At 54.2% G+C, this 22,881-nt stretch carries 16 protein-coding genes; 8 read left to right on the top strand and 8 right to left on the bottom strand.

Features of this window, described 5'->3' with window-relative positions:
• Nucleotides 1–55: 55 nt before the first annotated feature.
• A complete protein-coding gene (fae, locus tag R3C20_19045; protein ID MEZ6042598.1) occupies nucleotides 56–673 on the bottom strand; it encodes a formaldehyde-activating enzyme in 618 nt (205 codons plus the stop codon).
• Nucleotides 674–880: 207 nt separating this feature from the next.
• Here fae and R3C20_19040 point away from each other — a divergent pair, with 207 nt between their 5' ends.
• From R3C20_19040 to R3C20_19020, 5 genes are all read left to right on the top strand, one after another.
• On the top strand, nucleotides 881–1,735 hold the full coding sequence (locus R3C20_19040; protein MEZ6042597.1) for a ThuA domain-containing protein: 855 nt from the start codon (nucleotides 881–883) through the stop codon (nucleotides 1,733–1,735).
• A gap of 114 nt (nucleotides 1,736–1,849) precedes the next feature.
• The gene (locus tag R3C20_19035) at nucleotides 1,850–4,306 is read left to right on the top strand and encodes a DUF1549 domain-containing protein (protein ID MEZ6042596.1); all 2,457 of its coding nucleotides are present in this window, start codon (nucleotides 1,850–1,852) and stop codon (nucleotides 4,304–4,306) included.
• Nucleotides 4,243–5,085 (top strand): DUF1553 domain-containing protein, encoded by an 843-nt coding sequence (locus tag R3C20_19030; GenBank protein ID MEZ6042595.1) that lies wholly within the window; start codon nucleotides 4,243–4,245, stop codon nucleotides 5,083–5,085. Before R3C20_19035 ends, R3C20_19030 begins: the two co-directional genes overlap by 64 nt.
• Before the next feature lie 123 nt (nucleotides 5,086–5,208).
• Nucleotides 5,209–6,519 (top strand): 3-phosphoshikimate 1-carboxyvinyltransferase, encoded by a 1,311-nt coding sequence (gene aroA, locus R3C20_19025; GenBank protein ID MEZ6042594.1) that lies wholly within the window; start codon nucleotides 5,209–5,211, stop codon nucleotides 6,517–6,519.
• Complete coding sequence (locus R3C20_19020) at nucleotides 6,516–8,129, top strand: transcription antitermination factor NusB (GenBank protein MEZ6042593.1); 1,614 nt, start codon at nucleotides 6,516–6,518, stop codon at nucleotides 8,127–8,129. The genes aroA and R3C20_19020 overlap by 4 nt, the downstream gene beginning before the upstream one ends.
• Before the next feature lie 95 nt (nucleotides 8,130–8,224).
• On the opposite strand, the gene R3C20_19015 is transcribed toward R3C20_19020, so the two are convergent.
• Nucleotides 8,225–9,064: a hypothetical protein gene (locus R3C20_19015; GenBank protein MEZ6042592.1), complete on the bottom strand. Its 840-nt coding sequence runs from the start codon at nucleotides 9,062–9,064 to the stop codon at nucleotides 8,225–8,227.
• Nucleotides 9,065–9,569: 505 nt separating this feature from the next.
• On the opposite strand from R3C20_19015, the gene R3C20_19010 reads away from it, so the two are divergent.
• Nucleotides 9,570–9,806, top strand: a complete 237-nt coding sequence (locus R3C20_19010) for a hypothetical protein (protein ID MEZ6042591.1) — start codon at nucleotides 9,570–9,572, stop codon at nucleotides 9,804–9,806.
• A 344-nt stretch (nucleotides 9,807–10,150) separates the two neighbouring features.
• On the opposite strand, the gene R3C20_19005 is transcribed toward R3C20_19010, so the two are convergent.
• The 3 genes from R3C20_19005 to R3C20_18995 form a co-directional block, all read right to left on the bottom strand.
• Entirely contained in the window at nucleotides 10,151–12,556 is a 2,406-nt protein-coding gene (locus R3C20_19005; GenBank protein MEZ6042590.1) for a DUF4159 domain-containing protein, read from the bottom strand.
• Nucleotides 12,557–12,605: 49 nt separating this feature from the next.
• On the bottom strand, nucleotides 12,606–13,760 hold the full coding sequence (locus R3C20_19000; GenBank protein ID MEZ6042589.1) for a cysteine desulfurase family protein: 1,155 nt from the start codon (nucleotides 13,758–13,760) through the stop codon (nucleotides 12,606–12,608).
• A 158-nt stretch (nucleotides 13,761–13,918) separates the two neighbouring features.
• Entirely contained in the window at nucleotides 13,919–14,539 is a 621-nt protein-coding gene (locus R3C20_18995) for a hypothetical protein (GenBank protein MEZ6042588.1), read from the bottom strand.
• A 309-nt stretch (nucleotides 14,540–14,848) separates the two neighbouring features.
• On the opposite strand from R3C20_18995, the gene R3C20_18990 reads away from it, so the two are divergent.
• The gene (locus R3C20_18990) at nucleotides 14,849–15,094 is read left to right on the top strand and encodes a hypothetical protein (GenBank protein MEZ6042587.1); all 246 of its coding nucleotides are present in this window, start codon (nucleotides 14,849–14,851) and stop codon (nucleotides 15,092–15,094) included.
• Between the two features lie 362 nt (nucleotides 15,095–15,456).
• Nucleotides 15,457–15,882 (top strand): hypothetical protein, encoded by a 426-nt coding sequence (locus R3C20_18985; protein MEZ6042586.1) that lies wholly within the window; start codon nucleotides 15,457–15,459, stop codon nucleotides 15,880–15,882.
• Between the two features lie 89 nt (nucleotides 15,883–15,971).
• On the opposite strand, the gene R3C20_18980 is transcribed toward R3C20_18985, so the two are convergent.
• The 3 genes from R3C20_18980 to R3C20_18970 form a co-directional block, all read right to left on the bottom strand.
• Nucleotides 15,972–19,046: a PD-(D/E)XK nuclease family protein gene (locus tag R3C20_18980; GenBank protein ID MEZ6042585.1), complete on the bottom strand. Its 3,075-nt coding sequence runs from the start codon at nucleotides 19,044–19,046 to the stop codon at nucleotides 15,972–15,974.
• 201 nt (nucleotides 19,047–19,247) lie between these two features.
• Entirely contained in the window at nucleotides 19,248–21,746 is a 2,499-nt protein-coding gene (locus R3C20_18975; protein MEZ6042584.1) for a DUF1553 domain-containing protein, read from the bottom strand.
• Nucleotides 21,747–21,941: 195 nt separating this feature from the next.
• The gene (locus R3C20_18970; protein MEZ6042583.1) at nucleotides 21,942–22,685 is read right to left on the bottom strand and encodes a PEP-CTERM sorting domain-containing protein; all 744 of its coding nucleotides are present in this window, start codon (nucleotides 22,683–22,685) and stop codon (nucleotides 21,942–21,944) included.
• Between the last annotated feature and the right edge of the window lie 196 nt (nucleotides 22,686–22,881).

The raw sequence follows: 22,881 nt of genomic DNA, 5'->3' as shown, positions 1-22,881 counted from the left end.
CCGGCGACTACATCATCGGTGAACCGGCGACCATTCGGCCAGCACTCGATCGCGATCAAACAGCACCATCCAGTGCGATCTGGTGGAAGCAGTGCACAATGCTGTCCTGATTCTCCAGCAGCCAGTCAATTGTCGGCTCATTGCTCATGGCCTTTTCCAGGGCGCGGGTCATCGCTGCGCGATGCGTCCTGAAAAGGATTTCGTAGTCGACCTCTTCTGTAGTGACGCTGGGGTCGAGCCAAACTGAAACGATAATACCCAGGTCATTGGCTTTTTCTTTCGGGATGAAGCCGGCGCGCACCGCATCAAGAACCCCGTTGGCAACGGCCGCCTGAACCGTCCCCATCAAAATGTTGGTATATTTTTCGTTGTCGACGGTCACCTTGCTCACCATGACCGTGACGGGCTTCACCTGAATATCGCAGTCCAGGATCGCAAAGACCTTCGTATGCCCCTTAGTCTGATCGCCCATGAGAGTTGCGATGGCCGTACCGACGGGGCCATCAAGCTCACCGATCACAACCTCTGGTTCGGCGGCTGACCAGTGCGGCTCGTCTTCCACCATGGCTTCGCCGGTCCGCATCACAATTCTCTGGCTACTCATCTTTTGGCTCTTACTTGATAGGGTCAGAAGGAACTCTGTTCCGGATTCGGTGGTCTGCCACCACAACATGTAATCGGATTAAATCCGGTACTTATCGCAAGGTAAACGGCGTTGCAAGTCATCAGATTGCAGAACAATAAATCAGGTCGCCAGGAATCATGGAGATCAGAGAAGAAACGCCATCCTGTGACTGCTATCATTTTGGCCAGCGCCGGGACGAAACGTATCGGCAGTGTTTTGCCTGGGGAAAAATGGAACTGCTAGGGGAGCAATCTGATGATGAAGACGCTGTTGGGACTGTTGACCCTGAGTCTTGCTGTATTGCCTGATCATGCCATTCATGCGGCTGAAAAGTCTCGGATACTCATGGTGACGCAAAGCCAGGGGTTTGTTCACGATTCTGTCAAACGCCCGTCAGACAAGTTGGCCGCAGCAGAAATCTCAATGATTCAGCTCGGGGAAAAAACAGAACTCTTCAGCGTCGACTGTACTCAGGATACCGCTGCTGATTTTACAAAAGAGAACCTGAAGAATTACGACATCGTTATGTTTTACACGACCGGCAAACTGCCGATCGCTGACTCCGACATGGACTATTTCCTGAACGACTGGCTGCGACAAAAAGGCCACGGGTTCATTGGCTTTCACTCCGCCGCCGATACCTATGGTGACTTTCAGCCCTATTGGGATATGGTCGGCGGCACTTTTAACGGTCACCCGTGGAACGCCGGTAACACGGTGACGATCACAGTTCACGAACCCGATCATCCCACGATGAAGCCATTCGGCGCCGAATTTACAATCAAAGATGAAATCTATCAGTACAAGAACTGGCAGCCGGAAAAAGTTCGGGTTCTGATGAGTCTGAACATGGAGAAATGCAGCCCCTCCATGCCATACCATGTGCCGGTTGCCTGGGTGAAGCCATGGGGAGAAGGTCACGTTTACTTCAACAATCTTGGCCACAACGAATCCACATGGACTGATCAGCGATTCCTGGATTCGATCACTGCGGGAATCAAATGGATCCGTGGTGATGTTCAGGGGGAATCGAAGCCAAATTCCGCTCTTTCGGAAGCTCAGGAAGCGCTCGCAAAATCCGTTGCCACTACAAGGTCGAAGAAAGACTGACAACCGAGGTGTTGTTATTTCACGTCAGACGATGCCACCTGCGGCATTGCCTGACGTTCATTTGTTGTCTACCGATTCATCGCACATGCCGATGACTCATCAAAGGGCAAGGCAATGGCTGGAGACACGCAAGGTCGTTTGCAATTGCTGACCGCCGAATCAGTGGGCTGCGTCGCGAAAACTGTTCTGGCATGTTTTCGGCTGGTCTTTGTGCTTATCACGGCGACAGAAACAGCCTGGGCTGTGGATGATGCAGCAGAGATACTCTTTGGTCGGGACGTGCTGCCAATCCTTTCCGACAGGTGTTTTCACTGCCACGGCCCCGATGAATCACATCGGGAAGCAGATCTCCGACTCGATGTTCGCGATGAAGCACTGAGAGATCGCGCGGGAACCTCTGCGATCAGGGTCGGCGATCCCCGAAGCAGCGAACTGATTCAGCGAGTTCGGTCGACCGACGAAGCAACCGTGATGCCTCCGCCGGATTCGCATCGCAAAGCCCTGACAGCAGAAGAGATTCGCATCCTTGAAACATGGATTCAGCAGGGAGCCGTCTGGGGAAAGCACTGGTCATTTGAATTACCTCAAAAATCGGCATTGCCCGGTCGCAAGGGTCAGGGACCGCAATCTTTGAACCCGGTTGATGCCTTCGTTGGCGATCGACTTCGCAGGGAAGGACTTGCGTTTTCGCCTCCGGCTGACCCACATGTATTACGGCGTCGGCTGGCGTTTGATTTGACGGGATTGCCACCGCGGGCAGATTTAAGCGATGGCACCACAACAGAAGCATTCATTGACGAGCTGCTGAAGTCGCCGCACTATGGCGAGCGAATGGCAATGTGGTGGCTGGATGCCGCAAGATATTCTGATACAGACGGTTACCAGGCCGATGCAACGAGAAGTAACTGGCCCTGGCGCGACTGGGTCATCGGTGCGTTCAATCAGAATATGCCTTTCGATCAGTTTACGATCGAACAGTTCGCCGGTGATTTGCTTCCAGGTCCGACAGCGGAACAGATTCTGGCCACCTGCTTTCACCGAAATCACATGACAAACGGCGAGGGGGGCCGTGATCCGGAAGAAAGTCGCGTCGATTACGTCATCGACCGGACGAATACCATCGGGACCGTTTGGCTCGGGCTCACCCTTGGCTGCTGTCAGTGCCATTCCCACAAATTCGACCCCGTGTCTCAACATGACTATTACAGGCTTTCCGCTTTCTTCAACAGTATCGACGAAGATGGCAAAGCCGGCGGCGGTGCGAAGCCATTTATGAAGTACAAATCGCCGTATGCCGATCGAGCTGTTTCAGAGGCAGCCGGGATCGCAGATGAACGCCGGCGATGGGAACAGGAAGCGCGACAGAAAGCATTAAAGCAGTTTGAATCCTGGCTGGAGTTGCAAATCGATTCCGTTCGGCAGGATAGTTTTGTCCCGTGGCACGCATTGCATCCTCAGGCCCTTGATAGCACTGAAGGTTCATTGCTGAGGCTCGCTGGTGAATCGATCGTTGAGGCCACTGGACCAAACCCTTTCCAGGACGACTACCGAATCATCGGCCGGACCGATTTGCGTCGCGTAACAGGCATCCGCCTGGAAGTTTTCCCGGAGAACTCAAAACGCGGAACATTATCGAGAGGTTCCACTGGTCAGTTCATCCTGACGGATGTCAAGCTCCAGATTCGCCGAATGGGCAGTAACCAGTTGACAGATGTCGAATTTGACAATGCGGTGGCCACCCATGAAATTCCGGCGAAAGGTCGGGCATATGGACGAGTGAAAGATACGCTGGATGACGACCCCCGCAATGGATGGATGGTCGATGCAGACGAAATTCGAAACCCGCAAACAGCAGTCTTCGCACTGAAACAGCCACTTGAGATTCCAGCCGACGCAGAGCTGGTCTTTGTCATGCTGCAAAGATCGACTGATGGTGATGCCAATATTGGCAGGTTTCGCGTTTCTGTCTCGGATCAACCAGGCGCAGCAGTTCGAAGTCTGAATGAAATGCCTCTGGCAGAACTCGCACGGCTGAAACCTTCTGACAGCTCAGAGATTTCTCCTCAACTTCGTGATCGCCTCCTGGCTCAGTATCTGAGCGACCATGCGCATTATCAACACTATGTTTCACTTGCGGAACGAGCCGATCAACAACTCGCGGAATGCAGGAAGGCCAGCGAATCGCTGAACGTTATGGTGCTGGCGGAGCGAGAGAAAAAGCGAAAAACATTCGTGCTGAATCGTGGCGTCTGGGATGCCCATGCGGATGAAGTTGCGGCGGGATTTCCGGACGTCTTTCAGGTTCATCCGTCCGATACCAATGCTGCTGGAAACTCAGCGGCTGAACTTTCACGGCTCGAACTGGGCAGATGGATTGTCTCACGGCAAAACCCGCTGACAGCAAGAGTGGTAGTGAATCATCTCTGGCAAATGCTGTTCGGTTACGGTCTGCGCGAACTCCTGATGACTTTGGCCTTCAGGGGGAACGTCCGACCCATCCGGAGTTACTGGACTGGCTGGCCGTTGAACTCATGGAACACGACTGGAATCTCCATAATCTCATACGGTTGATTGTGTCCAGCCAGACGTATCAACAGAGCAGCGATCTTTCAGACTCCCTGAAAGAACGAGATCCGGAAAACCGACTGCTCGCACGGCAGACGCGATTTCGCCTGCCTGCGTGGATGATTCGCGATGCAGCGCTGAGTTACAGCGGACTTCTGAATGAAGCCGTTGGTGGACCTCCGGTCATGCCCCATCAGCCCAATGGTGTCTGGCAGGAAATCTTCATGGGGCGCTTCACCTACCTTCCAAGTGTAGGTGCAGCTCAATACCGACGAACGATTTACGCCTTTTGGCGGCGTTCAAGCGCTCCCACGTTCTTATTTGACAGTGCCCAGCGACGTGTGTGTGAAGTCGGACGTCGCCAGACGAATACGCCGCTTCAGGCATTAACACTGCTGAATGATGCGACGGGTCTCGAAGCAGCCAGGATGCTGGGACTTCACGCTTTGAATATCGATTCGGCTGCATCGGAACGCCTGAATAATCTCGCAGAGCGGATTTTGGGGCGATCGCTGGTTGCCGATGAATTGTCGACACTTCAAACAACACTTGAGACAGTGCGCGAGGGATTCAAAAAATCCCCCGGCGAAGCACAGCGGCTGATTGAAGTGGGCGACATGCCGGCTGGAATCCTTGCATCAGGAGAATTCCAGGCTTCTGGTGCATCGGCAGTTGACGTCGCAGACGCTGCAGTTGAGCCCCCGGAGATCGCTGACGAATGGGCCACATGGATGACGGTAGCCAGCCTTCTTTTGAACCTGGACGAAACGATCACTCGCGAGTGAAACGACGTTGAATGAGAAAATCGTCGTGTTTCTTCAGTCGTACAGGCCTTCTCACTGTAAAACGGCTAGAGTTCTCTGCCCCCGTTGGCAAGGCGTTTCGCAGGTAACCGTCAAAGGCTCGCAATGACCGAGGCAATTCAGATTCAACCCATTTCGTCCCCCGTGAACGGCAGGATCCGACCGCCTGGTTCGAAAAGCATCACGAATCGAGCACTCATCCTGGCCGCTCTGGCCGACGGTACCACAACTCTCACCGGCGTTCTCGACAGCCAGGACACTCGCGTGATGATTGAAAGCCTGCGTCGCCTCGGGTTTACCGTGGATCAGGATCTACGGCAATGTACCTGCCGCATCACAGGTCTTGGCGGAAGAATCCCCGCGCAATCGGCAGACCTGTGGCTGGAAAACAGCGGAACAAGCATTCGCTTCCTGACTTCGTTGTGTGCTTTGGGCCATGGACAGTATCGACTGGATGGAGTCAAACGGATGCGCGAACGACCGATTGGCGACCTGGCTCGGACCTTGTCCCAGCTCGGAACAAGTGTACGCTTTGAAATCGATTCGACCGACTGCCCGCCCATTGTCGTTGATGGTGCAAACGGTCGCTTAAACGGAGGGCAGGCAACAATCGCCGGGGATATCAGCAGCCAGTTTCTGAGCAGTCTTCTGATGGCGGCCCCGGCAGCATCAAACGCAACTTCGATTGTGGTCAGCGGAGAATTGGTTTCAAAGCCATACGTTACGATGACTCTTCAGATGATGTCGGAGTTTGGAATTCAGGTCGAGCATCCGGATGATCTGTCCTCATTCCAGGTGCTGCCCGCGGCTTACAAGCCACGAATCTACGAAATTGAACCGGACGCTTCCGCTGCCAGTTATTTCTTTGCACTTGCGGCCATCACCCAGGGGACCGTTACCGTTGAGGGTCTTACTCGCACAGCCAAGCAGGGAGACGTGGGGTTTGTCGATGCATTGCAGCAAATGGGCTGTGAAGTTCAATATGAAGATTCCAGTATCACAGTAAAAGGCAAGCCACTGCATGGTATTGACGTTGATATGAACGCGATCAGCGATACAGCACAGACCCTCGCCGTGGTGGCCGTGTTTGCAGATTCTCCGACAACAATCCGTAACGTGGGGCACATGCGACACAAAGAAACAGACCGTATTGCAGCAGTGGTCACCGAACTGAATCGCGCCGGTATCGCTGCTCATGAGCATCCCAATGGTCTGCAAATCGAACCGGGGCCTGTCCATCCCGCAGACATACACACCTACGACGACCATAGAATGGCGATGAGCTTTTCTTTATTGGGACTCAGAGCACAAGGCATTCGAATTCTGGATCCCGGATGTACGGCAAAAACATATCCGGGTTACTTCGAAGATCTTGGGGCACTTTGCGAAACCAGTTTTCAGCGAGGCGAAGCATGAGCACTGAAGGGAATAACCCGTGGGATTTCGCAAGGCCAAAGTTCAAGACAAACCTGCGGGTTCGACCTCAGGGCGAAGAGGAAAAGGGCGACACAGCAGGCGAAAAACGAAACAGAAAGAATAGAAAGCCGGATCCATCATCGCCGGAACGGAATGCCAAACTCTACTCGAGTGGTGAAAATCAACACGGAAGTACAGGCTCCAAAGAAGATTTCGCCGCGATCGAAGCCAAAGTGGCGGCCATCACCTCTGGTCGACTTCTTGCATGGCGAGCTCTGCAGCTCTTCGAACACGGGAATGATTTTCTTCAGGACATCTTGTCAGATCTCGACCGACATCATCAACTGAGTTCCGGAGAGCGTGGTCAGGCTGTGGACCTTTCTTCCGGCGTGGTTCGTCGCAGGCGGACAATCGACGCAGTCATCGCGAAACAACTGACACGGCCGAGGCATAACGTTGAGAATGATCTGTGGCGCGTGCTGCAGCTTGGTGTCTATCAGATTCTTTTTGCTGCGACACCCGACCATGCCGCAGTCGACTCCTCAGTCAAACTCTGCCGTCAATTGAATCGCGAACGATGGACAAAGTTCGTGAACGGCGTGTTGCGCGGTATCGCACGAATGGTGGCAGACAAGGTGGATACGGAGTCGAACGAACCGATGCCGCCCGACGCAGCGTTCATTCCGGTAAGCCCCGGCCACTGGGTTCAGATGACACAGCCAGTTCTGACCGATCCCTCCCAAAACCTGGCCGAATGGTTCGGGGATGCGTTCTCTCTGCCCAGTGCGTTAGCAGTCCGATGGACAGGCAGGATGTCTATGGAAGAACTAATGGCGGCCGGATTCCATTCGCTGTATCCAGCATCCCTGTCGGTCCGAATCAATAAACGGCAGGCAACAGTGGACACCGTGCGCGAAGCATTAACCGGACACTGCATCGTTGAAGAAGGCCATTCTGCCGGTACGCTGCGAATTTCTTCCACCGGTCGCGTGGAGCAATTGCCGGGATTCATGGACGGGGACTGGAGCATTCAGGATGCCAGTGCCACTGCTGCAGCAGAGCTGGCCGCACCCAGGCCGGGAGAGAGCATTCTTGATCTTTGTGCCGCGCCCGGAGGCAAGACCTGCCATCTGGCAGAACTGACAGATGACAAAGCCATGATCACCGCTTGCGACATCTCGGGGTCTCGGCTCGAACGAATTCGCCAGAACACCGAAAGGCTGAACATCCGGAATGTTCAGTTGTGCCTGGTCACAAAGGATGGGACCAATCTACCCGACGGTCCGTTCGATTTGATTCTGGTCGACGTTCCATGTTCGAATACGGGAGTGCTGGGACGCAGACCAGAGGCCCGATGGAGATTCTCAACCGAGGACCTCGCAGAGCTGGTAACGCTGCAAACCAGATTGTTGATCCAGGCGTGTGAGCGCATCGCTCCCGCAGGACGCATCGTGTATTCGACCTGCAGTATTGAGGCGGAAGAAAACCGGCGGGTTGTCGATGCCGTGCTGCAGGCCTTTCCTGCAATTCGGTTGGAGCGTGATCAGCAGTTCCTTCCCGGACGACCCTCGGATGGCGCCTATCAGGCCCTCCTTGTTTCACATCGTTAACGGCACAGCTCTTCTTCGCCACGCGCAAAGAAAAAAGGGCTACCGTTTCCGGCAGCCCTTTTCTGCTGAATGCACATTGAGATCGCTCGTGGAGCCTAGCGAATGCGGGCAGATACCCTGTCGGCAGGCTGAGAAACACCGGATGGTGTTTCGGAGGCCTTTTCTTTGACTCGACCTTCTGCCGTTGAAAGCAGAAGTTGAGCGCCGACTAACTCCTGAGGCTGAAAATAAGATACGTGGCCAAAGAGCCCCTGAGTACCCTTCGCTGCCAACTGCTGCCACGTGAGATTATCCGTCCGTGTCCAGATAGCAGCCTGTACGGCCTGCTTGTTCACACGACCAGTTGCGGTCAGCTGAATCAATTCCGCCAGAATTGGATCATTCGTGTATTCACTGACGGGGACCAGCTTGTATGTGAGGTTTGGAGACGGGTCTGCCTTTCCATGGTTCAGACATGCCGAGTGATAGGGCACCCGCACAGTTCGTTCAGGCGGAATTGAGAAGAATCCTTGTCCTCCCATACCACCGCCACCCATGCCACCCATTCCGCCGCCGCCCATACCGCCCATGCCGCCGCCCATACCGCCCATGCCACCCATGCCGCCCATGCCGCCACCAAACTGCTTCAGAACCTGTACTGCGACAAAAGCATCTGGGAGCTCAACAGTTAACGGTTGATCGGACTTGTTGGAGATCAGGAGAAATCCCCCCTGTGATCCACTTGGTACGACCTTCGTTTCCAATTGCCCGGATTCATTACCATCGAACAGACCAACTCTTTCAGCGGTCGGATCAAACTTCGGCTTTGTAATGACTGGCTTCCGCACTTCCCGTCGTCCGGGTTCAGCCTGGGTGGCCCCGGCTGTCACGACCAGCACCGCAGCGGCAGCGCAGAGAATCAGTGAACGTTTGAACAAACCACCAGACTGATGCATCGAAGAGCTCCTCAAGTACGCGCGGCCGAAAGTGTCAGCCTTTTTGAACAAATTGACCGCCAGAGTTACCACTGCTTCACGCAAAACGGAATTTGACCGGCAGGATCAAGCAGTTTATCGCTGTTTTCGGTCACACCACAACAAAAAACTCCGACGGTTGCCTCAAGTCGGCCGGGGAAAAAGTCCGCTGGCGCGGAAGGACTGAGATTTTGGATTCAGGAGGACTGAATACTCGAGCCTGTTTTCCGCTTCGTGAGGGTCCGATGAGGTCAGGGAAATGGGGAATCCAGGGAATCCATTACGCTGTTGAGAGTTCGGATCCGCATCAACCTGGGGAAAATCCGCCGGATTCTCCGGTTCTTCAATCGGGCCAGCTCCCAAAGCCCTCACAGTTTCTTTCAAAGGCGATCGCTCGCCTGTCCGATAACAACCGAAGTGAAGAAAGACGCGTAGCCAGCGCGGATTCCAGTTACCAGGCGGGAAAATCCCGCGTCAGGAGACAGTGATGACAGAAGCCATGAATCAACAGGATGCAGAACTGAAGGATCTGGCGGACATTGAGGAATACGAAGAAATCAGCAGTGATGAAGTGGATCGGGTTGTCGAAGCCCTTGACCATCTGATTGAAATCGTGCAAAGCGAGAACATCAAGCATTACCTGGAAGAAGCTGCCAGCAGCATCTATTACCTCGTGTACGAAGATGAATCCGAGGGAGACCACTCACTGGATCAGGCAGCATAGCCGGTTGATCGGTGCACCCCTTATTGAATCGAGAGCCGAGTCTTCTTTGGGAAGGCTCGGCTCTTTTTTCGTACAGTTCTTCTTCCTTGAGTGCTTATGGCAGAAGTCGTTTGCAGGCAAGAGCTTACGGAGTTCAAAAGGAATTCTGAGTTTTCATCAGATTTCCGGTCCGGTCTGGAATGACTGCTGCGATTTACTCCCGTGCGCATGCTTTTGCTCCTTCTGTCTGACACCCGCGCACTTTTCGATTGCCGGCTTATGTGGCTCCGTAGGAATACACCCGCTGCAGACTTCCACACCTTGATTGTTCGACTTGTCAGCGGGCGTTTTCTGCGGAGTCATTTTCACTCCGTCGGCAGATCACTTTCTTTGAGCAGCGCATACAGGACGACATTCGTCGCGATTCGGGCAGCATCGTCTTCCAGGTAGCCGTTGCAGGCAAGAGAGGCCTGGTGTTCCAGTGCACAGCTGATGTCGTATCGACTGTAGATGACGGCCATTCGACCGTTCACTTCGATACCCTCCAGAATTGGAGGCCCGGTTTCCTCTTTGGACTTCATACTCGCGTTGGCAGCGGTCGGGACCAGCTTCCTGATGGTGGCTTTTGAGATGTCATATCCGATTTCGCTCGAAAACAGTTCATGGTCTGGTGGAATTTGCTTCAGAGCATTCTCAGGAAATGTCTGTTGCATCATGTCACGGAAACTTCTGTCGAAACGGGTTGATCCGCAGCAGGCGTCGGCGAACAGCACGCCTCCTCGCAGAATGTGGGTTCGTAACGCTTCCCGCTGCGTTTGTTCCAGCGCGAAACTGTATCGCCCATGCATGTAAACCAGCGGGAACCGCAAAAGTTCATTCGGGGTAATTGGAATCGGCTCACCGTTAACCGCCGTCGGGACGCCTGCCTTTTCGTTTAACGCTCGCAGCAAATTTGGCAGTGCTCTGGGCGCCGTATCCCATCCGCCGCTGTGCCTTAGTTTTGCAATCTCCAGAAGACCACGCTCAATTCTTCGATTCCTCTCATCGTTCACATTGTTCATGCTGAATTTTTCCGGCGGCTCGCGCCCGGTCGCGTAGGCCAGAACATTCACCCCGATTCGGGTTCCTCTGATGATTCGCTGCACCAGATCCTTGTTTCGATTTGGAGCGTCGTGTCGCTGCCACTTTTGCCAGAGGCAGCCAATATCATCGGGGCTGTAAATAATCGATGTCCGACAACCAAAATCGACGCCCCACAGTTCGATACCATCGGCATTCAGCAGATACTCACTGCGAAACACCGGGTGGTCGGAGGTCAGTCGCTGCAGCGATGCGTCCCCCTGTGGAAACAGTCGCTCGACAAGTCTGCGGAACTCTGTATCGAAGCCTTTGCCGTCGCAGTTTGCAACGGCAAAGATGAAGCCCCCCTGGTCAACAAATTCGCGCAGCCAGGCGACGTGGGTATCGGTCAGTTGAGGTGCCTTTTTTCCGGAGATCAGTAACACCGGTGCTTGATTCAGATCGGCAACGGCAGTTTCAGGACGCAGGCGAGACAGCGTCAGCGTCTGACTGACCAAACGCGGCGGCCACTGGGGCAGAGAATCAATGAGTTCCACGAGGTTGATTGCATCGTTGGGATGGCGATTCCATTCACCTGTTTCGATGGATTCACCGTTGGGTGAGCTGTAGTCCAGTTTGTTGATGACGACGCGTGACAGGCCCTTCGAAAGAAAAAGCAGCGCCATGGACGTATTCAGAATTTCGTCCCGTTCGTTGGTTCCCGCCTGTGCGAGCCAGTTCCCTGCGCCCTGCTGAGCACTGATGAAGAACCGAGCGCCGTCTCTGTACCAGTCGAATCTCCCGAAGAATCGACTGTTTGTCAGTCGTCCGGCACGCTCAAGTCCGTACAAATAGTAGAACAGCCAGCTGCTTCCACCCGGATTTCGATAGACCGAGAAGTTCCTCGCCATCCACTCCTTTCCCTTTCGCATCGCGTCGTTTGTGGAAGGAGGCTGGCAACAATTCGGTCGTCCCTCATCATCGACATCAAGATCGTTCATCAGCATTCGGGAGGTAATGCCGATGGTTGAAAGTCCGGCAACCGTCATCGTTCCGATCGATTTCCCATCGCCAGTGTGGTATCCCCACCCGCCATCATTATTCTGATGATTCACCCAGTGTTCGTGAATCGTGCGCCAAGTATCCTGTGAAACCTCAACTCCGGCATAAGCAGCTTCCCGGAGCGCCAGGACGGCATATTGGCCGTTACTTCGGTCTGGTGAACCGCCACGACTTCCGACTCGATACCCCCAGAGTCCGGCATCCGCCCCGCGCAGCACCATCGAATTCTCAAGCTCTCGAGCGAGTATTCGAATTCGCGGCATGTCTTTTTCATATTCTTCGGCGGCCACGAGCGCCATGATCAAGAGAGAAACTTCATACACGGAGTGTGTGCGTTCCATCACATTTGGTGCCTCCTGCCGCAGGAACTGCAGTCCCAACTGAATCTCACGAGAAGAAACAGGAACGTCACAGTTGATCTGTGCCATGACGGCCAGAGCAGTGCTGCCAACTTCGTGCCTGGAAGAGATCTGCTCAGGAGTGACCCACGACCCATCGCCGTTCTGACTCCGCTTCAGATAATCGCAGCCCCGCGCCATGGACTGTTTGATGCGATCGCGAAGCTCAATGTCCGACAACTGTGCTTCCTGAGCAACCAGCATGTCTGACCAGTGCGTCACTGCGAGACATGCAAGTAACGCAAATTTCATTTTCCGGACCAACCAATGGCTAACACCACTTGATGTCTGCACAATCGCGTTACCCAGTTGGGTTCTGTGAAGATCGCATTCGACGAACGACTTCGGCGATTCGATTTGCGGCATCGTTGACTTCATCCATTGTATTCAGGATTCCGAGACTCAACCGAACGGTGGCCAGACAGATGTCCGGCGGCACTCCCATCGCCAGCAGCGCCGGGGCTGGTTCCGCAGAACCACTTGCACATGTACTTCCCAGCGAACATGCCACTTCAGCTAAGTGTAAATTCACCAGGAGAGCTTCGCCGGAAAGTCCCGGAAATGCAATACTAAGCGTGTTAGGCAGACGTTCGGCCTGATAGCCATGCACGATGGCCGGCGAGCACTCACCAAGCAGCCGCTGCTGGAGTTGGTTTCGCATTTCGGAAATCATCATCTGCCGGTGTCCTGCAGACTCATGCCAAACCTCGAGCGCTTTTGCCATGCCCGCGATCAGTGGGACAGCTTCTGTTCCGGCACGGCGTCCATTCTCCTGATGTCCGCCCTCCATGAATGGCACAAGTTTCACGCCCCGGCGTATCAGTAGTCCACCGACACCGCGAGGGCCATGAAACTTATGCGCACCAAAAGCCAGAGCTGTCGCCTTCAATGCTGCAAAGTCCACAGGGATCTTGCCAACGGCCTGCACAGCGTCAATCAGCAGCGGAACGCGGTGATGTTCGCAGAGGTCACTGAGCCTCTTTGTGCGCTGAATCACCCCGGTCTCGTTGTGGGCAAGGATCACAGAAACAAGTCTCAACTGGTTCCAGGGCAGTCCATCGAGTTCCGATTCGACGAGCAATCCATCGGAATCGACTTTCAGGTGAAGGGACCTGAGCCCGTGAACGGCAGCGCGATCATATGAACGCAGGGTTGCGGGATGCTCACCGGCGGTCGCGACAATGGTGCCTGTTCGGCCGGCTGTTAACCCCTGAACCGCCATGTTGATTGATTCTGTTCCGCCGCTGGTAAACACGACTTCAGACTCTTCTGCGTTCAGGATGCGCGCAATGGTTTCACGCGCGTCATCAAGCGTCCGGCGAGCATCCCGTCCGAAGCTGTGCTGACTGCCGGGATTCGCAAAGGCCGTCCTTCCCGCGTGGTTGATCGCTTCGACAACTTCGGGCAACATACACGTTGTTGCGTTGTTATCGAAATAGATTCGGGTGTCGTTCATACTGCTGATCCGCTTCCCTCGACATTCCGCTCGCCGGTACTCAAATGAACAGCTCTGGCAGCCTGTTGAAAAACGGGACTGGCTCGAGCAGGAGACCTTAGAACACGACGGTTTTCAGTCGTCCTGCTCGCCTGTCCCGGCTTTTTCAACGGACAGCTCTAGCCACGACGCGCTGATTTGCAGAACTCGATGAACTCGGCGTCTGCGCTGGAGACTCCTTCAATGGGGCCTGTCAGCTTGATGTAGTAGTTGGTCTGACCCATAGGAATGACCACACCTGTCATCGCATAGCCATCCTGAGATGGTCGGCCGAAGCCGGGAGAAAACGTTCCCTGAAGACGCACCACAGTTGCATCCTGACCGTCAGCCTTAATGGATTCCGTTACAATATCCGGGCCACCACTGAACTGTCCCTGCCATCGCCGAATGTTGTCTTCAAGGGATCCCCCTGAGGTGGAAAGGGTCAGGCTGACATCATCGCCCGCCGAAGGAATGCTGAATTTTGCTGCGATAATCCCTTTCTGCATGCCGGAGAGTTCCATCGATTCCCAACTTGCCGGAACGAGAAACTTCATTCCGTCAAACTCCTGAAACTCATCGACAGAATCGGATGCGCCTTCATTCGAATTGGATCCCGTTTCCAGACCTCCGGTACCTGTGGCGTCTGAAGAAGGCGGAGTCGGTGGGGCCGCCGGTGGTTCTGTCGAAGGAGAACAACCCGCAAGCGTGAATTGAATCAGGCCGGATGCGATCACAGCGGCAAGACAGCGGCAGGACATTGTTCGGAACTCCACAATTCTGAATTTCAGTGAGTGTTGGGTAAGGATCGATTCGAAGTTTGCACCCATCTTACAGCTTCAGCGGCGGAGTGGAATCCAGTAGTTTGGGAGGCAAACCCACTGCGGTGCGAATTGAAATCTTCGGCACAACCACATTCTTTAGCTCAACCCGTACCTGTTAACCTGCGATTACCGTGTCCCATTCAGAACCCGTTTGCAGTCACGAAGAACGGAACGAACAGTTGTTTTGCTCCCGGAAATGACTTCGTTATGCGGGGGAAGCTCAGCAACAAAAAAAGTGAGACAGACATGGAACAGCAAGCTATCGCGACTCCGGCTACACAGCAGGGCTTTCTTGACCGCCGCCGTGGCGACAACGGCCCGGCCGTCGCAGGTTACGAAAGACGCCAATTTCGAGACGGAGATCGTTCCGCACGTCCTGAAGTCAATGAACTGGCGACTGCCGTCGACGACTACAAGATTGCTAATCGCCGCCGTTTTATCACGTTCGAAGAACTCTTCGATGTGATTTCGGCGCTGGGATACCACAAGTAGCAATGGCGGACGAGAGCTGAAACCGTTCGGCGGGATACGTCCGGACTTCAGATTTTTTACCTGCAGCTTTTCAGCCCTTAGAATCGTTACAACTAGTTTTCTTCCGCAATCACTAATGTTTCTTTGAATGAACAAGTCGAAGTAATCGGCTTCTTTTCACACATCGACATTCTGTGTGGAATAGTTCGGTGAGCAGATCATCGTGAAGCAGAGTGTCGGAATGGGCCTGGCGCGCGGGCCGCAGCCGCTCATTCCTGAACTCCGCCGAACTGAATAACCACCTGAGTTCTCAGTGTTCGCCGTACGGTGAGCCTGACGAATTCTCCACCCATTCTTTCCCCGAATTCTCCAAGGGTGTATGCATGTCGGAAATTGAATCCAGTGTACTTGTGACTGACCGTCGGTCAGGGCGTCGAAGGCAGGCTCCTGCGCGAAACATCACCAGGTCGGCCTCTGCAGTTCGCAAATCTGAGGTAATTCCTGAGGCTGCCGATACGCTGACTGAAGAAGAGATCGCCCGGCGAGAGCGACGTGAAATTGCCGACAGGCGACGTGCGGACCGTCGCCGACAGATCGATCCCACCACCTGTGAGCGTGATTACTCCGGTGGCGAAATTGAATTCATGCGAGCCATGGATGACTATAAACGAAAAAGCGGGCGGCCGTTCCCAACATGGAGCGAAGTACTGGAAGTGCTGATGAGCCTCGGGTACCGTAAGGTTGCCGAGCCAACCAAAATGGAGTGGCGTACATTCGGCGATTCTTCGGCATCGAATTCGGGCGACTAGTCAGGTCGTTCCCGTCGAACCATGAAAATCCCGTTGAAAGTCGTCTGAAAGTCTTCAGACGACTTTTTTTCATTCCACATCGCTTCAGATCAATCCTCGTGTCCCAGCGAGTAGTCCGACAGCCAGGGGATGTTTCGATCAATCACTCGATCCTGACACAGACGTGAAAATTCATTCTGCCACTGCGAATTTGAAACCAACACGCGATCAATCCTCAGGTCCAGGATATCGGCTGCAACCTGTCGCGCTTTGTTTTCGGCCGACTGAAGCGTTTCTTCATCCCAGTCGGCTATGCTGCAGTTGATTTGACTCAGATCTCCTGGAAGGTGAATGTAACCAAGCTGCACTTCACCTTTTACGGAAATGGGTTGCACCAGTAATCGATAGAGTGGCAGCTGCAAATCAATCCACTCCCCCTTCGTCCGATGTGTCGCATCCGGCTTGAGGGCGGATTCGCTTGTTTTATAGTCAAGCACTCGCCACGCCCTGGTGGTCTGATGCTGATCGATCCGATCGATACGTCCAATCAGCTTGACTGGTCTGTCCTTTGAGTCTCGAAAGTGACTGTACTCCAGGCGAGCTTCCGTGCGGACAATGCGCCAGCCTTCCTTTGCAGTGCCAGCCTGCCACTCGGCGAATTTCTGCAGCCGGTTTTCCAGCATCTTTAACTGAACCACAACTGTTGCGGAACGATCGCGTCCGAAGCGAACGGCCGCCACTTTCTGCAATTCCGTCAGCAGGAACAGTTCAATGGCTTCGGGAGTCGTCGCGGTTCGAACATTCGATTCGCCGAACCGATTCAGTACTTCATGCATCAAACTCCCGAACGCTGCCGCACTGAGTTCTCTGGTTTCATCCTGAATGGACCGCAGTTTCAGTTCACGACCGATAAAATATCGATACGGACAATCCAGATAGACTCGAAAGTCCGTCACAGAGATTTCATCAGGTAAGCGTTTGCGAGGAGGGGGCGATGGAATCACAAAGCCACTCTGACGCGTATCCGGAACACCTGCGGATAGACCGACTTCACGGTCGCCCGTATCACTCTGTTGTTTGTCAGCGGCATAAAACAGGCGAACTCTTTGCGGCAGAGACTGCTGATCGGCCGCAAACCAAAGCCGACTGGGAGCGACAGGGTTTCCTTTTACATCAACGCGCCCCGCGATCAACTTTAACACATGTCTGTTGTTCAGCAGTGTCGTCATTGCGTAAGCGTCTCGGGCGTATCGGCGAGCATTGTCTGTCAGTCCGAGCTGCTGCCGGAAACTATTTGGCAGAAAGACATCAGACGTCGTCGATTCTGGAATATCACCTTCGTTGAATCCCGTCAGGATGACAACAGGACTGTCGTCGAGCGGGAGTTCGAGCCACCCCATCAGGTCAATTGCAAGCTCCGATTCCCCAGGTGGAACATTGCCCTCACCGATCTGACGAAGAATAAGCTGCAATGCCTGAACGCAGGTTGTTCGAGGCATCACCATGTCGGGCACCTGGCGAAGGGATTCTATCAGCGACTGAACAGCACTAAAACACTCGACAATCGCCCGATCAGACTGTTTTTCCTCAACCAGTTCACGATCCCTGTAAATTGTCGCGATCATTCGCAATGCCCCGTCGGCCCATTCAATGAGAGTCCTTTTTCGAGTGAGAAGTTGCTGTATCGAATGCGTCGCTGCTTCTTCCATGTCATCGAGCATCAGCTGACGTTGACTGGGAAGCGACTGTCCCACCTTGCCTTTCCGCCTTGTTCCAGGAGCCGGACGTTCATCTGCCAGAAGGTGCGCCTGGCTTCGAAGTGACGGCGGCAACAGCTCTGCAAGCAGTAGTTCAACCGCGTCGCAGACAGCACCCACCGACCTCCGTGTTGATTCGTCTCCCAGTAACACGCCTGGCGTAGCCTGCAAGTGATCGGCAAGATACTTATCCAGAGTGGTTAACCAGTCCGTCTCGACCGCCTTTAATCGCCTTCTTCGCTGAGTCTGAGCGACGATGCTGCCAGCCGGAGCTTCGACAGATTTTTCAGAGCCAAAGGCAAGTTTAACCTTCAGGTCAATCCACGATGTCAGATCAGGATGTCGAACAAGATCTGAAAGCGACGCAAAGTCTGCGGGCAAACCGTCCCGTGCGGAAATCAGGTGCATCGTGACGGCTTCCAGCAGCCGATACGGTCGCGAGCTGCTGATCACCTGACCGATCGGCCATCGTCCCGAGAGTCCGGCATCGGACAATCCCTGCAGGATTGCCGGAACGAGCCTGTCATTGGCGACTCCAATTGCAACTTCGTCCGCACGATATCGGCCCTGCAATTCGGAGAGCTGTTGAATCACGCACTGGGCCTGATCATCCGGCTTGTCAACAATGGCCATCATCGAAATCGGAATGTTCAATTGGCGAGATTCCCATTCTGCAGGAATCAGGCAACCATGCTCATCAAAAGAACCTGCCTCTGACTCCGGTGCATGTATGAGGACCGTGACTCGATCGGCAATCTGGTCGATCATGCGTCGGACAATTCTGTTCATGTCGACGGTGCCAACCATGATGATATCGCGATCCACCTGACACTCGTTTTGTTCAACCGCGACCAGTCGAGCCGCCTGGCGATCCCAAAGCTGAAGACTGTCCATTTGCATCAGATATTCTGCCTGAATCCGGCGCAGAGCTTTCCATCGGTCGGCTTCACTGCGATTTCCGGAGTTTGCCAGATGTTCATGGATCTCACTGAACTCCATGCCGTCCGCTGCAAGTTCATTATGCTGACGTCGGAGTGTTTCGCAGAGTGCCATCCATGCCGGGATGGCGTCTTCATTGGGAATGTGTGGAAGCGCGGCGGTGAGTTCTCGCGCCGGAATGCAACTGAGCGCATGACGCCAGACCAGCAATTGGGTCAGCGTGTCCGCCAATCCCAGCTTCTGGGTATAAAGCATCTCCGGAAATCGATCGAAAGTTACCATGACCGGGGGCAACAGATCAGGCCAGCGAAGCGTTGCCTTTTCAACGAGAAGCTCGAGCATTCGTCGCCCGGCTCGTCGCCCGGGAAACACCAGAATGACGTTCGAAAGGTCGAGAGAGTCACCGTCAGAGTAGCGTTGAATCAGATAATCAGCGGCCGATGGTAAGGCCGGTTGGGACCAGTCTAAGAACTCACGTTGAATCGGCATAGAATCCCCCAACGCTGGCGCTGGCAAACTTTCTGGTACTGTGTCAAAGGTCCGACGGCATTCGTTCACATCCGGAAGCATCAGGCGATTACACCCTCCCGCCAGCAACATGCAACAGATTGCATGATGTCTTTGAAAATGGGGGTGAACGAATGCCTGATTGAACAGATGCCTGGCTAACCAGACCTGCCGTAACGCTGATCAGTGGTTGAACAGAAACTCCCGACTGCTCAACACGCCCCAAACTGCATCTTCGAGCAGTTCGCGCCGTTCATCCTCATTCTTTGCAGTTTCAAGAACGGACAGGATCTCGTTCTGTTCACGTTCTGTCGGGTAGCGTGATAACGCTGTTATGAAAACTTCATCCAGCAGCGACGCATTGTCCTTGTATTCTGCGAGCCAGCGTTCGAGCCGGTTATTCTTTGACTGCAGCTTCTCATTCAAAGTATCACCGTTCGCGATGTGCAGGACCTGCACCATGCTGGGCTCATCTGAACGTTCGCATTCGCACGTGATCCGTCGCTGGTTTCGACCGAATGTCTGCAGAAAGTAGGAATCCACTGCGGAATCATACAGCTGGATGGCTTTGGTGCCTGTCGGGTAGAAGTCTGTTTTTCGAACGTCACCGCCGGGAAAACGGACTTGCGAAAATTCCGTCGGCACATCGGCCACGGCAGAGATCGCATCCAGAAGAACTTCTGCCATCAGCCGTCGAGGGTAGTACCGGGAGTAGTGTCGTTGATCGCCACGGTTTTCTTCCTGTGGCTGACTACCGCGCTGCCAGGTTTCGGAACGAAGGATATCACGCATCAGGGACTTCAGATCAAAATCGGCTTCGATCAAAGACTGTGCTGCGGCATTCAGGAGCTCTTCGCTGCTCGCCGGATTTGAAGCCCGCATGTCGTCCACTTCTTCCACCAGTCCGACGCCAAAATAATTCTTCCAGACCCGATTTGTGATGGAGCGGGCGAAGAGCTTATTTTGGGGAGAGATCAGCCAGTTCGCCATGTACTCCCGTCGATCCACTTCCGAGTTCAGGGGAATAGCCTCACCGTCCAGCGGAGTGGGAAGCTGAGGCTTTCCGGTTCGAGGTTGAACCAGTTCGCCTGATGACGCAGTCACCAGTATCCGCAGCCCATCCCCATTGCGGGAATCGCCGCCCCATCCCTTTCCACGGACCCGCGAAAACAGATTTGCGAACGCGTAGTATTGATCATTCGTCCATTTTTCGAGGGGATGGTTATGGCACTTTGCGCAGCCGATTGAAAGACCCAGAAATGCCTGGCTGACATTCTCCGCCATGTCTTCAGGTGCCTGATGCAGGGCGTAAAAATTTGTCGCTCCATTCTCAAAGCTTGACCCGCGAGACGTGACGAGTTGATACACGAACTTGTCCCACGGAGTATTCTCCTCGACATTCTTGTGAATCCATTGGTAGTAGGATTTCACTGCCTCAGGCCTGAGTTCGGTGCCGTTGATCAGCAACAGATCCGACCAATGGTAAGACCAGTAATCGGCAAACTCGGGGCGATCAAGCAATGCGTCGATGAGGCGATCGCGTTTGTCGTTTCGCTTGTCCGCCAGAAAGTCGCGTGTTTCATTCACAGTTGGGAGTGTGCCAATCGCGTCCAGATACGCCCGCCGGACAAAGACCTCGTCTGTGCTTCGAGGCGAAGGTTTCAGATTCAAACGCCGCAACTGAGCAAGAACCAGATCATCGATGTAATTGCGGCGTGCTGCGTGAGTAAATACGGACGGATCAATCGACTGAGGGAAAGGCACAGTGATGCGTCCAATTGCGATCTGGCTGGAAAACCACGCAGTGACTGCGCCTTCACCGGGACCAACGACGTGAGCAACGCCATCGTCGTTCACCGTTGCCACGGCTTCGTTGGAAGAAGAAAACTTTGCGAGTTCCGTGACATCCAGTACGCGGCCATCGCTGTAGTGTGCAATCACCAGAAATGGCTGATGTTGATCCGCAGTCAGTGTCGCCCGCTCTGGCAGAATCTGAAGTCTCTGAAGCACCGGATCGGAATCCGCCGGAGGTGCTGCGCCGTCTGCAATCCATTGCGACAGCACACGGTAATGTCGCGATTCCGGAACCAGACGCAGGCCACCTTTATGCGGGACCGTTTGCGTAGGTTTTGTCAGCAGCAGACTGTACGCGGGATCCGAAAGCTCAACACGACGCCCCTGTTGCTGATGAACCATTGAGAAATGGTCGCGTTCAGGATCATACCCTCGCAGAGACAAACGGAATCCGCCTTTTCCTGCGAGAGCACCATGACAGGGACCGGAATTGCAACCCAACCTCGCCATGATGGGCTGGATATCATTCCGAAACGACCACGCCGGCCGGTCGTCAAACCCACGGACATTGACCGTGACCGCATCGGTCTCTGCGTCTCCCTCCAGCCGAATCGTCGTCGTTCCATTGCCGGTCGCGATGACAACGTTGTTCTCAACGCGTGCCACTTTGGAATCATCCGATGTCACGATCACACCGGGATCTGCCGGACCGATCGCTTCCTCCCCGTCGTATCGCTCCACCAGAATCTGGTGACGCCCTTCCGGCCCCTGCAGTGAAATCGACCGAGGAATCAATTTCACTGAATCGCCGGAAGCGTGGCCAGTTCCAACAACAAAGGCAGCGCAGAAGACATACGCCTGAAGGGTTGACGATTTGAGGCGTGGCATGAATTTACCTGCAGAAAAACATTGCGACGATTGTGTGTCGTGGGGACGCGGGATTCGTCTGAATATTCTTCTACATGGCTCGGTACTGCAAGCGGCCAGCATTGCCGGGCTCAAATTCCGAGCATTGCCGTGCAAGTGCTTCCGCAGAGATTTCTCTCGTACAGCCACAATCGAAAAGGAACGCAGTCGCTGCGGCTACGGCACTTCGGGAGGGATTCTGGTGAAACGTCGGGACACGTAACCGATGCATCCGAGAAAGATCAGCCCGATCGACGACGGTTCAGGCACCGATGCCGGGATCATGTCTCCGAGAATCTGCACGTTGGAAAGGGTTAACTTCTCTGCGTCCGCATTGACCTGAAGCAGGAATGACAGGTTCGTGATGGACGAATTGGCGGTGGAAGGGCTGAAAGTAAAGTCCGAACCGAAATTGGACGTTGGGAAGAACTCGCCGTTCTGGAAATCCAATTCAGCCGCTGTTCCGGTCAGATCATTCAGGCTGTTCGCATTGATATCAACGCCGCTGCCAAAAATTCGAAGCCCGTCGGTACTGGCCACCGCCGCCGTCATATTCGCATTCCATTCCAGCGTATCTGCCGACTGGCCCTGGAATGCCAGTCTGATGTTCTGATAACCCACCGTCGAGATGGCACCAATCAGATCGACCGACAGCCGTACTCCACCGGATCCTGCTTTCTTTGCGGCCTGAAGTGTACCGCCGGTGACGGAGGATGAATTCTCCGCTGAATTGCTTTCCGTGAGACTGACTGACCAGAGTCCGGCATCGCTGAAATCGAGAGACGTGATGACATCCCCATAGCACATGGCGTCGTTGAAGATCAGCACGCCTGCCAAAAACGCAATTTGCTTCAGTGAAGGGTAAGAATCCCCTAAAGATTTCGTGAACTCTTTGATGGAAAGAACGTGATCCCTGGACATGCGTGAATTCCCCATTCAGCGAAGGTTCTCGATGAAGGCACCTCTTACAGGTGAATGATAATCCGCACCTTACACCATGGGGAATAATGGGGCAATCCATAATCAAATATTAATGCACTGGCTCCGTGAAGAGAGTGAGATACCTATGGTTATGCACGGCTCCAGATGTGAGATGCACCCTAAGGGGGTTGGCCGT

Source organism: Planctomycetaceae bacterium, assembly GCA_041398825.1.
Classification (GTDB): Bacteria; Planctomycetota; Planctomycetia; order Planctomycetales; family Planctomycetaceae; genus F1-80-MAGs062.
This window is presented reverse-complemented; position numbering and strand designations above follow the sequence as displayed.